Here is a 15,824-nt window from a genome sequence, read left to right as displayed (position 1 = left end):
TTTTTATTTTGACGATTGGAATGTATAACTATTCAAAATATTGTTGAGTTGAGTCAGAAGGCACCGAGAAAGTAAAATATAAGCATGAACGGAAAGGGGATGTACATATGGGAGATCAAAAGAAGGTCACGATTGTTGGGGTGCCGATGGATCTCGGTCAAATGAGAAGGGGCGTCGATATGGGGCCGAGTGCCATTCGCTGTGCTGGTGTAAAAGAAAAATTGGAATCGCTTTCATTTGATGTCGAGGATTTAGGGGATATTCCCGTTGAGCAAAGAGATGATGAGAAAGGTCTCTATACAAGTGAAAAACTGAAAAACTTAACGGAGAATGCTGGCGCAAACCAGCTTCTTGCTGAAAAGGTTAGCAGTATTGTGCAGTCAGGTTCGTTTCCGCTGATTTTAGGCGGGGATCACAGCATTGCAATTGGTACACTAGCCGGTGTAGCCAAACATTATGAAAATTTGGGTGTCATTTGGTATGATGCGCACGGTGATTTAAATACAGAGGAAACTTCTCCTTCTGGAAATATTCATGGGATGCCGCTCGCTGTCAGTCTCGGCTTTGGGCATGCTGATCTAATCAATATTGGCGGTTATACCCCTAAAGTAAAGCCTGAGAATGTGATCTTGATTGGTGCTCGTTCTTTAGATGAAGGAGAGCGGGCATTGATTAGAGAAAAAGGCATTAAAGTGTATACGATGCATGAAATCGATCGATTAGGGATGACGAGAGTAATGGAGGAAGCCATTGCGTATTTAAAAGAAAGAACAGATGGTGTTCATTTGTCGCTTGATTTAGACGGCCTTGATCCAGCGGAGTGCCCTGGCGTGGGAACGCCGGTTGCTGGCGGCATCAGTTATAGAGAGAGTCATCTTGCAATGGAGCTTTTAGAGGAAGCAGGTATTTTGACTTCTGCTGAGTTTGTTGAGGTGAATCCGGTATTAGATGAGAAAAATAAAACAGCAGAAGCGGCAGTTGCATTAATTGGTTCTTTAATGGGTGAAAAGCTATTATAGAGCGGGACTTGTTCCCGTTCTTTTTTTAATTTTGGGGAAATTTAAGGATATGTTAAGGTTTTTACCGGCTGATAAGCGTAACATGCTGTCAAAAATTTGTTACACTATTTTTTAGAGGAGAATGAAACCTTTTGGAACGAGGTTCGTATACATAAAGACCGGTGAAGGCAGAGGTTGAATATACTATGGAAACAATGATTAAAAAGAGAATTAAGCAAGTGAAAAAAGGCGACCAGAACGCATTTGCAGACATCGTAGACCTGTATAAAGACAAAATTTATCAGCTGTGCTATCGTATGCTTGGGAATGCGCATGAAGCAGAAGATATTGCGCAGGAGGCGTTTATTCGTGCCTATGTGAATATTGAGAGCTTTGATGTGAATCGTAAGTTTTCCACGTGGCTGTACCGCATTGCAACCAACCTGACCATCGACCGTATTCGTAAAAAAAAGCCGGATTATTATTTAGATGCAGAGGTGGCAGGGACAGAAGGACTGAATATGTATTCTCAAATTGCGGCTGACGGCATTTTGCCAGAGGACGAGGTGGTGTCGCTTGAATTATCGAGCACCATTCAGCAAAAAATTTTAAGATTACCCGATAAATATCGCTCGGTCATCGTATTAAAGTATATTGATGAACTCTCGTTAAAAGAAATTAGTGAGATTCTGAATATACCAGTTGGTACGGTGAAAACGAGAATACACAGGGGTAGAGAGGCTCTCCGGAAACAGTTGAGAGACCTTTGAGTGAGGTGATTTTGATGAGCTGTCAGGAAAAAATCGTCCTGCTTATGCATCAGTATTTAGACGGGGACATAGAGCCCGAAGATGAAAAAGAATTAAAGAGCCATCTGCAATCGTGTGAGGAATGCCGTACTCATTTTCAACAAATTGAGAAATCCATCGCGCTCGTGCAGAGTACATCTCATATAGAAGCACCATCTGATTTCACTGCAAAGGTGATGGCAGGTCTTCCAAAGGAGAAAAAGCGTGTGTCGATTCAAAGATGGATCAAAGCTCATCCGCTAATGGTCGCCGCTGCCCTCTTTGTCATATTGATGGGAGGCAGTCTGTTTACTAGCTGGAATACGGATCATAATTTCAGTGTGTCAAAGCAGCCGAATCTCGTGGTTGAAAATGATACAGTGACGGTACCTAAAGGGGAAACCGTCAAAGGTGATGTCACTGTGAAAAATGGCAAGCTGATTGTAGAAGGCAAGGTTGATGGAAACGTAACAGTCGTCAATGGAGAACAGCTGACTGCTTCTGCCGGACAAGTCACTGGTCAAATCAATGAAATTAATGAAGTGTTTGATTGGGTTTGGTACAAAATGAAGTCTACAGCACAAGACGTGATGCGGGTCATTGGGCCAGAGGAGCAAAAGTAAATCAAACAGTGTGAGAGCAGTCTCTAAGGGGACTGCTCTTTTTCTATTGATGGACAGACTTGAATGCCAGCCAGATATGGCAACTATTTTCCTTGCTGAAACAAAATGTGGTATAATAGCCACGCTATGTACTTACACATAGGCTCTTTTTTTATAAAAAATGAATCGAACGAAGAATAACTGAAAATTCTGGAGGACGAGGAAATGGCTTTAGGGGATATTCCTTTTTTGCAGTACCTCGGTAATGCTGTTGATATTCTCGTTGTTTGGTATGTGATATATAAATTAATGATGGTCATCCGCGGAACAAAAGCGGTTCAGCTTTTAAAGGGAATTGTCGTCATTGTTCTCGTCAGGATGGGAAGTGCGTATCTCGGTCTTAACACACTTCAATGGCTGATGGATCAAGCGATTACGTGGGGGTTCCTTGCGATCATTATTATTTTTCAGCCAGAGCTAAGGAGAGCGCTTGAACAGCTTGGGCGCGGCCGTTTCTTCTCTAGAAGCGGAACACCTGTAGAGGAACAGCAGCAGAAAACGATCGAGGCAATTACAAAAGCAATTAACTATATGGCAAAACGAAGAATAGGCGCGCTGCTAACGATTGAGCGCGATACTGGGATGAATGATTACATAGAGACCGGAATTCCTTTAAATGCAAAGGTCAGTTCTGAGCTGCTGATTAATATCTTCATTCCGAATACACCGCTTCATGACGGCGCTGTGATTATGAAGCGTGATGAGATTGCAGCTGCGGCGTGTTATTTACCGCTGTCTGAAAGTCCTTTTATCTCTAAGGAGCTCGGTACACGTCACCGCGCGGCAGTTGGTATTAGTGAAGTAACGGACAGTTTAACCGTCATTGTCTCCGAGGAGACAGGCGGCATTAGTGTCGCAAGAAATGGTGATCTCCATCGAGAATTGACAGAAGAAGCGCTTGAAGAAATGCTGATTGCTGAGTTTAGTAAGAACAGCAAAGATGCTTCCTCGACCAAATGGTATTGGAGGGGCAAGAAAAATGGATAAGATTTTGAATAATCGCTGGGCCGTTAAGTTTCTTGCATTGGTCTTCGCTTTATTGCTGTATGGTGCAGTCAATTCAGCGCAAGCGCCCACGCCGAAAAAAATCGGTGAATCCTTTTTCCCAACATCGACAACAGACGAGGCAACCTTAACGGACATTCCTGTTAAAGCATATTATGACGACGAAAAGTATGTAGTCACTGGTGTGCCGCAGACAGTCAATGTCACGATTAAAGGATCAACTAGTGCTGTGAAAACAGCAAGACAAACGAAAAATTTTGAAATTTACGCAGATATGCAAAACCTGACGACAGGTACACATAAAGTCGAATTGAAGGCAAGAGATGTATCGAAAGGAATCACGTTAACGATTAATCCGTCTGTGACGACTGTGACGATACAAGAAAAAACGACAGCTGAATTTCCTGTTGAAACTGAATTTTATAATCAAAATAAAATCAAAGACGGCTATTCACCAGAGCAGCCTATTGTGAATCCGAAAAATGTCACGGTTACTGGCTCAAAAGACGTGATCGACAAAATTTCTGTCATTAAAGCATTTGTGAACTTAGAGGATGTCGATCAGCAAATTGAGAAAGAAGCGAAGCTCACTGTGTATGATAGCAGCGGGAATGAGCTACCAGTCGAAGTGAGTCCGTCTGTGGTAGATATTACGGTCCCGATTACGAGTCCAAGCAAGAAAGTTCCGTTTAAGATTGAGCGGACGGGCAGCTTGCCAGATGGGATCAGTATCTCAAGCATCGAGACAAGCCCAAGTGAGGTGACAGTCTACGGTTCTCAAAAGGTGCTGGATGCACTTGATTTTATTGACGGCGTTAAGCTCGACCTAAGCAAGATTAAAGATGATACAGAGATTGATGCCGACATTCCACTGCCAGATGGTGTGAAAAAGGTATCACCTGAAACTGTTAAAATCAAAGTGAAGGTTGCAACAGCTGAAGAAAAAAAGATCGATAATGTTCCAATTTCTGTCGTGGGTCTGAGCAAGGATCTTAGCTCTGCATTTGTGAGTCCGTCTTCTGGGCGTCTCACACTAACAGCAAAAGGATCAAAGAGTGCAATTGATAAACTAAAGGCTTCAGATATTGAAGCCTATATCAATGTCGGGGACTTAAACGAAGGAACACATGAGGTCAAAGTACAAGTGAATGGCCCTCAAAATGTGACATGGACATTATCTAGATCGAAGGTCAAAGTGAAACTGACTTCTACTGATACAGAAGATCAGCCGGCTTCTACGAATGATCGAAAAGATCAATCATCCGATGATGATCAGGAAGAGAAGAGTCAAAAGGAATCAACACAAGATAAAGCAAAAAAAGAATCGAGTCAAAGACAGCGGGTCAAAGAAGATAACAAAGAGGACGCAGCGTCCTCTTGAATGGTAAAAAAGGAGCGATTGAAACATGGGCAAGTACTTTGGAACTGATGGTGTAAGGGGTGTGGCTAATAGCGAATTAACGCCAGAGCTCGCATTTAAAATTGGGAGATTTGGCGGCTATGTGCTCACGAAGGATAAAGAACGTCCAAAGGTACTCGTTGGACGAGACACGCGTGTATCTGGTCATATGTTAGAAGGAGCACTCGTAGCAGGCTTACTTTCAATTGGGGCTGAAGTCATGCGTTTAGGTGTGATCTCAACACCTGGTGTGTCTTATTTAACGAAGGCAATGGATGCAGAAGCAGGTGTCATGATTTCAGCTTCGCATAACCCAGTTCAAGACAACGGAATTAAATTTTTCGGCGGTGACGGTTTTAAACTGTCAGATGAACAGGAGAATGAAATCGAGCAGCTGATGGATCAGCCGGTCGATCAATTGCCACGCCCAGTTGGCGCGGATCTTGGAACAGTAAATGACTACTTTGAAGGCGGTCAGAAATACTTGCAATTCTTGAAACAGACAGCAGACGAGGATTTCACAGGTATTCACGTAGCGCTTGACTGTGCACATGGTGCAACATCTTCTCTTGCAACACATTTATTTGCAGATTTAGATGCAGATGTGTCAACAATGGGAACATCACCAAACGGATTGAATATCAACGATGGCGTAGGTTCTACTCATCCAGAGGCACTTTCTGCTTTTGTGAAAGAAAAAGGAGCGGATATTGGTCTTGCGTTTGATGGCGACGGCGACCGCTTAATTGCAGTCGATGAAAAAGGTGATATTGTAGACGGCGATCAAATTATGTACATATGTGCACGTTATCTAAAGGGTGAAGGCCGATTGAAGGATGACACGGTCGTGTCAACGGTCATGAGTAACCTTGGTTTCTATAAAGCGCTTGAGAAGCAAGGCATTAAGAGCATTCAAACCGCTGTTGGTGACCGCTATGTGGTCGAAGCGATGAAAAAGGATGGCTATAATGTCGGAGGCGAGCAGTCAGGCCACTTGATTTTCCTTGATTATAATACGACAGGTGACGGCATGCTTTCTGCGATCATGCTGGTGAATACACTAAAAGCAACAGGAAAAACATTGTCAGAGCTTGCAGCTGAAATGGAGAAATTCCCGCAACTTCTAGTGAATGTAAAGGTATCTGATAAGTATAAAGTGGAAGAAAATGAAAAAGTAAAAGCTGTGATCCAAGAGGTTGAAAAAGAGATGAACGGTGACGGACGTATCCTTGTGCGTCCATCAGGAACAGAGCCGCTTGTACGTGTCATGGCAGAGGCGAAAACAAAAGAGCTGTGTGATGAATACGTGGCTCGCATTACGGCTGTTGTCAAAGAAGAAATGGGTATTGAGTAATTGATGTAAAGCAAATCGCTAAGCAGCGGTTTGCTTTTTTTTCGAATAAACGTCATAAGAAGAAAGTTTTATACGAATGATATAAGTGAGGGCAATTTGCTGCTTGCTTTCATACATAAGAGAGCACATCAAAGGTAGAACGTGACAAGCCTCATCGCATATAGTGTAGGGAGGTCTTACTTTCTAACATGATGGGGATCACCCGCTAAATTGTGATTGACGGAGGTCAGACCTTATAGTACAATCATCCTTGTGTTACTGGATTTTTATTCTAGCAGGAAAGGCAGGGTAGATGTTCAGCCACTCTTATAATTATAGCGCCCGAACTAAGCGATCGAACGAGACAGATGCTTAGTTGACGAGGATGGAGGTTATCGAATTTTTCGGCGGATGCCTCCCGGCTGATCAAATATAGAGATCACAGCCGTAAGTGTTTCTTTAAAGCAAAGAGGTGACTCTTTGTACAAAGGGAATACACATGATCTCCCAAATTAAACATGTAGAGAGGGACGAAGAAATGTCCCTTCTATTTTAGTAGGCTTTCTTTGTCCCTTTCACATGATCGGGAGGAAGAATATTTATGTGTGGAATCGTAGGTTATATTGGTCAGAATGATGCGAAGGAAATCTTATTAAAAGGTTTAGAGAAGCTTGAGTACCGTGGGTATGACTCAGCAGGTATCGCTGTGGCAAACGAAGATGGCGTGCATGTGTTCAAAGAAAAAGGACGTATCGCTGAGCTTCGTGAAGTCGTTGATGCAAACGTGGCATCTTCAGCAGGAATTGGACATACACGCTGGGCAACACACGGTGTACCAAGCCATCTAAATGCGCATCCGCATCAAAGTGCTTCTGGCCGTTTTACGCTTGTTCATAACGGTGTCATCGAGAACTATGTACAATTGACACGCGAATATTTACAAGACGTCACACTAAAAAGCGACACAGATACAGAGGTTGTTGTTCAAGTCATCGAACAATTTGTGAATAGAGGTCTTGATACAGAGGAAGCTTTCCGTCAAACGCTTCTTCAACTAAAAGGCTCTTACGCAATTGCCCTTTTCGATAACGAAAACAAAGAAACAATCTATGTGGCGAAAAACAAAAGCCCATTATTGGTTGGTTTCGGCGAAGATTTCAACGTTGTGGCTTCTGACGCAATGGCGATGCTTCAAGTAACAAACGAATATGCGGAATTAATGGATAAAGAAATGGTCATTGTCACAAAAGACGAGGTTATCATTAAAAACCTTGACGGTGATATTATGACACGTCCTTCTTATATCGCTGAGCTGGATGCAAGCGACATTGAGAAAGGCACATATCCTCACTACATGTTAAAAGAAACGGATGAACAGCCGCTAGTGATGCGTAAAATCATCCAAGAATATCAAGACGAAAACGGCAAGCTGTCAGTCGCTGGCGATATCGCAAGCGCAGTAGCAGAAGCAGACCGCATTTACATTGTGGCTTGCGGAACGAGCTACCATGCTGGACTTGTTGGTAAACAATACATTGAAGACTGGGCGAAAGTACCTGTAGAAGTCCATGTAGCAAGTGAATTCTCTTACAACATGCCGCTTCTATCGAAAAAGCCGTTGTTCATCTTCCTTTCTCAATCTGGAGAGACTGCGGACAGCCGTGCTGTACTTGTTCAAGTCAAAGAGCTTGGTCATAAAGCATTAACGATCACAAACGTACCAGGATCTACGCTTTCTCGTGAAGCAGACTTCACATTGCTTCTTCATGCAGGACCAGAAATCGCAGTGGCTTCAACAAAAGCTTACACAGCGCAAATCGCTGTTCTTGCGATCCTTGCATCCGTTGCAGCTGAATTAAATGGTCAATCTCTTGACTTTGATCTTGTGAAAGAGCTTGGGATTGTAGCAAACGCAATGGAAGCCCTTGTCGATCAAAAGGATGAAATGGAACAAATCGCTCGTGACTTCTTCACAGTGACACGTAACGCATTCTTTATCGGAAGAGGACTTGATTACTATGTGTGCCTTGAAGGTTCACTCAAACTAAAAGAGATCTCTTACATCCAAGCAGAAGGATTTGCTGGCGGAGAACTCAAACACGGCACCATTGCTTTAATTGAAGAAGGCACACCGGTCATTGCCCTTGCAACGCAAGAGCACGTAAACCTCAGCATTCGCGGTAACGTCAAAGAAGTCGTTGCACGCGGCGCAAACCCATGTGTCATCTCACTAAAAGGCCTAGAAGACGAAGGCGACCGTTTCGTCCTTCCAGCTGTACACCCAGCACTTGCACCACTTGCATCTGTTGTCCCATTACAGCTAATCGCTTACTACGCAGCCCTTCACCGCGGGTGTGATGTGGATAAACCACGTAACCTTGCGAAGAGTGTGACGGTGGAGTAGGTTTCAATAAAATCGGATTTTTGATACCCCTTTAGATATAATTGTCTAAAGGGGTATTTTTGTGTCAATAGAACTAACAGTTGAAAGATCTAAGCTGAACTTTGATTGATAGATACTATTTCCATGTTGCTATTATGATAAATATTCTTAGGGGGAAATATTATTTTTATTCGATACGTAAAAAAAGAAAAATGGGGAATTGTTTTTTTCATAATTGGTTATATTGCATTGTTTATCATTTCTTATTGTTTAATTGGAGGCCCTGTTTCAAGAGAAGGACCAATAGGTGTGTTCCTTGGATTTTGTATTGTTCAATTTCTTAAATATAGAGCTTTCAAGAAAGATGAAAGAAATAATAAAGGCATATATCATCGTTTATAAGTTGTATTTATAACATATTATACTAAGTGCATAATGAGAGAGACGTCCCCTTGAGAAAGCATGACAGTTTAAATATTTAACGAAGAAAGAGAGCAGATACATGACCAAACCTAAAATCTACACAATGAGCTTCGCAAAAGTCTATCCTCTCTATATCGCAAAGGCAGAGAGAAAGGGTCGAACGAAGGCTGAGGTTGATACGATTATTTGTTGGTTGACGGGGTACAGTCCAGCAGAGTTACAGCAACAGTTGGACAAGCAGATAGACATTGAAACCTTCTTTGCTGAGGCTCCTGAGCTTCATCCTTCCCGCAGTTTAATCAAAGGAGTCATCTGTGGTGTACGGGTAGAGGACATTGAAGAAGAAACGATGAAAAACATTCGGTATCTAGATAAGCTGATTGATGAATTAGCCAAGGGAAAGAAAATGGAAAAGATTTTGCGAGATTCGTCATGATCATCACAATCAAGCCCAGTGAATAACCTTCACTGGGCTTTTTTATATTTATAGATCATTCGACCAATAAAAATAAAATCCATTTGAACGAATTCTCTCTTCATGTCGTCAAAAGAAGTAATACCAAAACAAATTGACGTTTGAAAAGGGAGTGGCGTGATGGATATGAAGATGATATTACCTCTTATTTTGCTACAAGCGATTTTAATGGTGATTGGTTTGTTTGATTTGTTGAAAAGAGATCCATCGAGGATTAGGGGAGAAGTGAAGTGGGTTTGGGCTTTGGTGATTGTGTTTGTGGCGAGTGCCGGTCCTATTGCGTATTTCATTTTTGGTCGTAAACAATCTTAGTAGGGGGGATTCGCTTGAATATGTTGGAGTGTCACGGGCTGACGAAATCGTATGGACGGCATGAAGTGTTAAAAGATGTCTCGTTTTCTGTAGGGGAGGTTGGATGTGTTGGCTTTTTAGGAGCCAATGGAGCGGGGAAGACAACGACGATCCGGATTTTGACGGGGCTTGCTCGTCCTACGTCTGGCGTTGTGAAGGTGGCAGGTTTTGATGTCGAAAAGGACATGGATCAAATCAGTCAGGTGATTGGGTACTGTCCGCAGCATCCTGCATTTTATCAGGATATGACGGGGCAGGAATGGATGCATTGGGTTGGCGGGTTATTTCATTTAGAGAAAAACACCATTCGTTCCAAAACAGATGAATTGTTGAAGCTTTGCCGCATATACGAGGCGAAGGATCGTGCCATTGGCAGCTATAGTGGAGGCATGAAGCAGAGGCTTGCTATTGCGCAGGCACTGATCAACAGCCCAAAGGTCCTTATCCTAGATGAACCTGTGTCGGCACTTGATCCAATGGGAAGAAAAGACGTCCTGACTTTGATTGAGCGTCTAAAGCATGAGATGCTGATCTTTATGTCGACCCATATTTTAGATGACATTGAAAGGGTGGCCGATCATATTATCATGATCAACAGCGGCAAAATTGAGATGTCCTCTTCGATGAAACAGCTCAAAGAAGACTATATCCAGCCCGTGATTGAATTTCAATTAGAACAACAGAATCCGAGACTAGTGGCTTTGTTAAAAGAACGGGATTGGGTGGAGGATTGCATGGAGACAGGAGGCACTTATCAGGTACGAGTGAAAGATCAACAAATGGCATTGAGAGAGCTGCCGGGTCTCATCACTGAAGCTGGCGGTGTTCTTCTCCAATATCGACTATCTAAGCTGACGCTTGAAGATATTTTTATGAAGGTTGTGACGGCATGATGATGTTGAAAAAGGAATTTAGGGAGTTATTCACTAGTTATAAAATCTTATTTGTGCCGATCATTTTCACGATTTTAATGATCACACAGCCTATTACGCTCAAAATGCTGCCGGATCTTTTATCGAATTCGGCTAATTTACCTGAAGGGTCTACATTTTATATACCAGAGCCTAGTGCTGGAGAAGCTTTAGCCAGTGCATTGAGTAAATTTGATTCGCTCGGCGTGTTTATCCTGATTATGATCGTGATGGGGACGATTGCTGGAGAGCGTGCCTCTGGTGTGACGGCCATGATTATGGTGAAACCGATCAGTCGAATGAGTTATTATGCCTCAAAAATATGTGCCTATGCCTGTTTAACTTTGTTTAGTTTGATAGTGGCGGTGCTAGCTTCCGTTTATTATGTGGACATTCAATTTGGGTATGTGGATTGGGGCAATGTGTTAAAAGGAACGCTTTTGTATTATCCAAACCTACTGCTCATTGTGGTGTCGACCATTTGTGCATCGGCGTTCTTTAAGCGTTCAGTGACTGCGGGCGGCGTTTCCCTTTTGATCAATCTCATCCTGTTTACCGTTCCTTCGTTTTATGAGGATACATTAGGGAAGTTTGCACCTAAAGGCGTCACAAGTGCGGCTGAGGAGATGATTTATAGAGGAACCTATTCGGATCAGGCGCTTACAAGCTTTCTAGGTGTATCGGTATTGATTGGTTTCTTTTTTCTCATCGGATGGTTTCTTTTTAGAAAACAAGAATTATAGCATGATGTACCCTTTGGATATGAAAATCTAAAGGGTTTTTTATATATTTAGTAAGTAATAAATAAGAAATAAATACATATTATCATGATTTAAATGTTGAAATGATATATACTTAGTATATAATTACTCCGTAAAGGGGTGGGAGGAGTTTGCAGATGATTCAGATCAAGCATGTGAAGAAGGAGTTCATTCAAGGCCAGGAGCGGACTGAGGTGCTGAGGGGCGTTGATTTGACGGTAGAAGAAGGGGAGTTTGTAGCGGTGATGGGACCGAGTGGTTCTGGAAAAAGTACATTACTTCAGTTGTTAGGCGGGCTTGATCTGCCTACTGATGGAGAGATTTTGATAGATGAGCATCAGTTGAGTGAGATGAATGAGAAAGAGAGAACGATTTTTCGCAGAAAACAGATTGGGTTTGTGTTTCAAAATTATCAGCTGCTGCCTACATTAACTGTCGAAGAAAATGTGGCGTTTCCGCTGCATGCAGATGGACGTTTAACAAAGGAGAATCAACAGACGGTTGTAGAGCTGTTAGAGGCTGTTGGCTTGAATGGACTTGGACGGAAACGGGCTAGTTTGCTGAGCGGCGGGCAGCAGCAGCGTGTAGCGATTGCAAGAGCTCTAGTCAATCAGCCATCAGTGCTGTTAGCAGATGAGCCGACGGGGAACTTGGACCGACATAGAGCGGAGGATATTTTGGCGTTAATGTGCAAGTTCAATCGAGAAAGCAAGCAGACGATTATTATGGTGACGCATGATATTTTCGCAGCGGGGTTTGCGGATCGAATCATCCTTTTTAAAGACGGTGTTATTGATCAAGTGATTTCTAGAAAGGATGATGATTATGCTCAGTATGTGGCGAATTTCATGGCGTAACATGCTTCAGCATAAAAAGCGGTTCGCCATTTCTGTCTTAGGCATCATGGTGGGGATCGCTTTTGTCACGTCGATGCTCATTGCCGATCGAACGACAAATGATGTGTTTCATTACTATGAGCAAATGTATGTCGCTGATGCAGATTATTGGGTGTTGAGTGATGATCATACGTATGATGAGGAACAGATCTCCTCCATTTTAAAGCATCCTGATGTGACAGGATCATTATTAGCGCTGGATAAACAGACGTTTTTTGATGTAGAAGGTGATCACTCTCTTAACCAACGGGCGGTGCGCATTACCGGAGTACAAGATCAAACGAGCTCTTTACTGAAGCTGCCTGTGATTGAAGGGCGTTTGGATAATCAGGGGTTGGTCATACCAGATGTTGTGGCGAAACTGCTGAATAAGAAGGTGGGAGATACCATTCGTTTTTCTGATTTGGGCGAAGCGAAGGTATCTGCCATTGTGGAATATACACAGCTGCTTTCAAGTCCAAGTGACTGGGAGGGTGCAGAATCATCGAGCTTTCGTGTGATGGCGCCGCTTGATTTATTGAGAGACTGGACGGGACTCGATCATCAGCTTTCTTATATGAGATTTCAGACAAATGAAGGCGGGGAACAGCTCTTTCAATCTTTACAGAAAGAGTTCAAGGATGCCGATGTTTTTGTCCAGCCTGTGGTGGCGGATGACCGGCAAAGTAATGACATTGGCGGGTTGTACACGTTCTTTTACCTCATCGCAGGGCTGTCGATGTTTATGAGCGGTTTTATCGTGTTTAATATGATTTATACGAGTGTGATGGAACGAAAAAAAGAATTTGCGATTATGAAGAGCTTCGGTTATACACAGGGCTCTGTTTCTAAGCTGATGTTGATTGAGGTTTTGATCTTGGCATGTATTGGAACCGTCATTGGGGTACCGATTGGCGTTTGGCTTGGAGATGTGTTCATGCAAACACTGCTTGGTGTGTTTGCTTTTGATATGGTGTATTCGTTAGATTGGCAAGTGCCTGTTGTAATAGCAGTGATCATTGGTATTGTGTTCCCTGTGCTGTTTTCGTTATTTCCGATCTATCATGCAGGGAAAACGTCTGTGCTGCTGACTTTAAAATCCACCACCCAAACTTCTGCACCGAAGAAACAATCGGTCATTAGAGCGGCGATAGGGATAGGCTTGCTTTCATTTGTATGGGTGGATCATCCGGCTGCTTATCTTGCCATTTTAGCCAGCATGGTTCTGTTATTCCCATTTTTCCTGCTCTTTTTGAACCGGTTGTTGGCGCCTCTTTTGAAGCTTGTCTTTGGTTACCCGGGTTATCTATCCTCGCAGCATGTCACGCAGCAACTGAATAGAAATGCTAATACGGCGGCGATTCTAGCTGTTGGGATTGCTGTGATCTTGCTTTTAAGTGCGGTCATTGAATCGGCTCCAGATGGCTACGAAAAAGAGATTCGTCAAACGTATGGAGGCGATCTCAGGGTTACTTCTGAAGCCCCATGGACGAAAGCGGATCAAGAAAAGCTGTCATCCTATGAGGCTGTTGAGCGGGTGGAACCGATGATGGAAGCGGCTCCTTTGACATGGGAAACGGCTGATGGAGAGAAAAGACAATTTTCTCTGATCGGCGTAGAAGAAAAGGGACCGTCTTTTATAGAAGATGACAATAAAGGCGATTTGTATCAACATTTAGCAGAAAAGCCCTCTATCGTGTTAGGAGAGCGTGCGTTTGATGAATGGGGTGGGCGTATTGGAGAGAGTGTGTATCTCAATGCACCTTCTGGCCGGCAGCAGTTACAAGTCATTGATGTGGTCAAGACTTCTCATCATTCGGGTTATGTGGCATTTGTCGATCAGACATTTTTACAAGAGGATTTAGGGTGGACGCAGCCCCTTGATCTACTGCTTACGTTAAAAGACAAAGGGGCCGGTGAGTCTTTACGAGATCAGCTATGGGAAGACTTTGGGCAGCGGCTTTCAAAGGTGAAAACAGTAGAGGATGAGATTGAATCAACGACATCGGCTTTAACTGGTATGAACGAGTTAATTTCTATGATGTTCATTTTCATTATGGGGCTCGCGAGCATTGGAACAGCCAATACACTGCTGATGAATACGCTTGAACGTACATCTGAGATTGGCACCATGCGGGCGCTTGGGCTGACAAAGCAGCAGGTGAGAAAAATGATCGTCGGAGAAGGTGTGCTCATTGGGTTATCAGGTGTGATTGGCGGCATTTTATTTGGTGTGATTCTTCTATATGTCTCAAGCCAATCTGATTGGCTCGGTGGATTTGTTTCATTTCAGCTGCCATTTGTGCATGTGCTGCTGGCAGTGATCGCAGGAATTGCACTCAGTTTAGCGGCTTCGTGGATTTCTAGTGCGACAGCGAGTAAAATAGAGATGATATCATCTCTCAAAGAAGGTTAAATCATATGTCAGTGAAATACGGAATTTTAACATCGCTCTGTCAGCAGCAACATCATGGATATGAATTAAAGCTAGAGCTGGAGTCATTGCTCGGAATAAAAGGAAAAATCAATCCGGGTCAAATCTACACAACGCTTGATCGGTTAATTCGTGATCAATTGGTGACAGCAGTGGGAATAGATGACCAAGATCGAAAGTTGTACGACGTGACGGAAGAAGGCAGACAAGAGCTGGAATCATGGCTGTTGGCGCCTGTTCCGTATCATGCTGTAAAGGATGATTTTCACTTTAAATGGGGCTGTGCACGGAAAATCAGATTTCATCAAGAAAAAGAAATGCTTCAGCAGCAGAAAGCCGTCATCATGAAAGATGTGATGGAACTCACGAAGCTGAAAACGGAATGTCTTGTGCAAGGTGATGAGAGTCGGTACTTATTGATTTCTGGCACGCTGCTTCATTTAGAGGCGGATTTGAATTGGATTCATCAAATTGAGCATCGGAGCGGAGCATCATTTTAGAGAGGTCTTTCTTTTGAAGAAAGGTCTTTTTTTTGGCTTCGTTCGGAGCATACGCAGATAGGATGGGAAGAAAGTTTGGTATGATAGGTGTAAATTGATTGTATTTTCAGAAAAGGGGTTTGATCAATGAAAACATCACGTAATCCTGAGACCATTCACGCGCCAGTTGCACCGTACATCCATCAAATAGAGACAACAGGGCCGCAGCGTTGGTTAACCTTATCAGGACAAGTGGGGATGGAAGTCGATGGGACCATTCCAGCGAGCCCGATGGAACAGCTCGAGCTAGCGTTAGAGAATGTAAAACGCAATGTAGAAGCGGCAGATATGAAAGTGGAAGATATAACGAAGCTTGTGTTTTATTTGGTAGGTGAGTTTGATGCTGTGAGTAGAAAACGAATCATGGGTCAGTTTTTAGGAGACCACCTGCCTTGTATGACGATGATTTATGTGGTGGCTTTGGCTTCACCTGCTTTAAAGGTCGAGGTGGATGCTTGGGCTTGTCGGGATATGGATTCGGTTTGAA

At 43.1% G+C, this 15,824-nt stretch carries 15 protein-coding genes; all 15 read left to right on the top strand.

Translation table 11 applies throughout. From position 1 onward, the window contains the following. Window positions 1-107 precede the first annotated feature (107 nt). The 15 genes from rocF (at window position 108) to M2369_RS10055 (ending at window position 15,823) form a co-directional block, all read left to right on the top strand. Window positions 108-1,019, top strand: a complete 912-nt coding sequence (gene rocF / locus M2369_RS10125; protein ID WP_039170230.1) for an arginase — start codon at window positions 108-110, stop codon at window positions 1,017-1,019. A 185-nt stretch (window positions 1,020-1,204) separates the two neighbouring features. Next, window positions 1,205-1,768, top strand: coding sequence for an RNA polymerase sigma factor SigW (gene sigW, locus M2369_RS10120; RefSeq protein WP_007498553.1), 564 nt, complete (start codon window positions 1,205-1,207; stop codon window positions 1,766-1,768). A gap of 14 nt (window positions 1,769-1,782) precedes the next feature. Further along, the gene (gene rsiW / locus M2369_RS10115) at window positions 1,783-2,409 is read left to right on the top strand and encodes an anti-sigma-W factor RsiW (RefSeq protein WP_008344028.1); all 627 of its coding nucleotides are present in this window, start codon (window positions 1,783-1,785) and stop codon (window positions 2,407-2,409) included. A gap of 204 nt (window positions 2,410-2,613) precedes the next feature. After that, a complete protein-coding gene (gene cdaA / locus M2369_RS10110) occupies window positions 2,614-3,435 on the top strand; it encodes a diadenylate cyclase CdaA (RefSeq protein WP_008344027.1) in 822 nt (273 codons plus the stop codon). Beyond that, complete coding sequence (locus M2369_RS10105; protein ID WP_035704327.1) at window positions 3,428-4,834, top strand: CdaR family protein; 1,407 nt, start codon at window positions 3,428-3,430, stop codon at window positions 4,832-4,834. Before cdaA ends, M2369_RS10105 begins: the two co-directional genes overlap by 8 nt. Before the next feature lie 25 nt (window positions 4,835-4,859). Continuing rightward, window positions 4,860-6,206 (top strand): phosphoglucosamine mutase, encoded by a 1,347-nt coding sequence (gene glmM, locus M2369_RS10100; RefSeq protein ID WP_008360584.1) that lies wholly within the window; start codon window positions 4,860-4,862, stop codon window positions 6,204-6,206. Between the two features lie 580 nt (window positions 6,207-6,786). Next, window positions 6,787-8,589: a glutamine--fructose-6-phosphate transaminase (isomerizing) gene (gene glmS / locus M2369_RS10095; protein WP_007498541.1), complete on the top strand. Its 1,803-nt coding sequence runs from the start codon at window positions 6,787-6,789 to the stop codon at window positions 8,587-8,589. A gap of 481 nt (window positions 8,590-9,070) precedes the next feature. Further along, window positions 9,071-9,427 (top strand): DUF2200 domain-containing protein, encoded by a 357-nt coding sequence (locus tag M2369_RS10090; protein ID WP_138278021.1) that lies wholly within the window; start codon window positions 9,071-9,073, stop codon window positions 9,425-9,427. Between the two features lie 159 nt (window positions 9,428-9,586). After that, window positions 9,587-9,778, top strand: a complete 192-nt coding sequence (locus M2369_RS10085; RefSeq protein ID WP_003217265.1) for a PLD nuclease N-terminal domain-containing protein — start codon at window positions 9,587-9,589, stop codon at window positions 9,776-9,778. Between the two features lie 14 nt (window positions 9,779-9,792). Then, window positions 9,793-10,710: an ABC transporter ATP-binding protein gene (locus M2369_RS10080; RefSeq protein WP_310503979.1), complete on the top strand. Its 918-nt coding sequence runs from the start codon at window positions 9,793-9,795 to the stop codon at window positions 10,708-10,710. Next, window positions 10,707-11,471, top strand: coding sequence for an ABC transporter permease (locus M2369_RS10075; protein ID WP_259254130.1), 765 nt, complete (start codon window positions 10,707-10,709; stop codon window positions 11,469-11,471). Before M2369_RS10080 ends, M2369_RS10075 begins: the two co-directional genes overlap by 4 nt. A gap of 155 nt (window positions 11,472-11,626) precedes the next feature. Then, window positions 11,627-12,346 carry an ABC transporter ATP-binding protein gene (locus M2369_RS10070; RefSeq protein ID WP_024719122.1) on the top strand — a complete coding sequence of 240 codons (720 nt, stop codon included), beginning with the start codon at window positions 11,627-11,629 and terminating at the stop codon, window positions 12,344-12,346. Then, the gene (locus tag M2369_RS10065; RefSeq protein ID WP_259254128.1) at window positions 12,315-14,780 is read left to right on the top strand and encodes an ABC transporter permease; all 2,466 of its coding nucleotides are present in this window, start codon (window positions 12,315-12,317) and stop codon (window positions 14,778-14,780) included. The genes M2369_RS10070 and M2369_RS10065 overlap by 32 nt, the downstream gene beginning before the upstream one ends. A gap of 5 nt (window positions 14,781-14,785) precedes the next feature. After that, a complete protein-coding gene (locus M2369_RS10060) occupies window positions 14,786-15,298 on the top strand; it encodes a PadR family transcriptional regulator (protein ID WP_041508142.1) in 513 nt (170 codons plus the stop codon). Window positions 15,299-15,424: 126 nt separating this feature from the next. Further along, the gene (locus tag M2369_RS10055; protein ID WP_259254127.1) at window positions 15,425-15,823 is read left to right on the top strand and encodes a RidA family protein; all 399 of its coding nucleotides are present in this window, start codon (window positions 15,425-15,427) and stop codon (window positions 15,821-15,823) included. The last annotated feature ends 1 nt before the right edge of the window (window position 15,824 follow it).

It is taken from the genome of Bacillus sp. JUb11, assembly GCF_024807925.1.
GTDB classification, from domain to species: Bacteria; Bacillota; Bacilli; order Bacillales; family Bacillaceae; genus Bacillus; species Bacillus altitudinis.
This window is presented reverse-complemented; position numbering and strand designations above follow the sequence as displayed.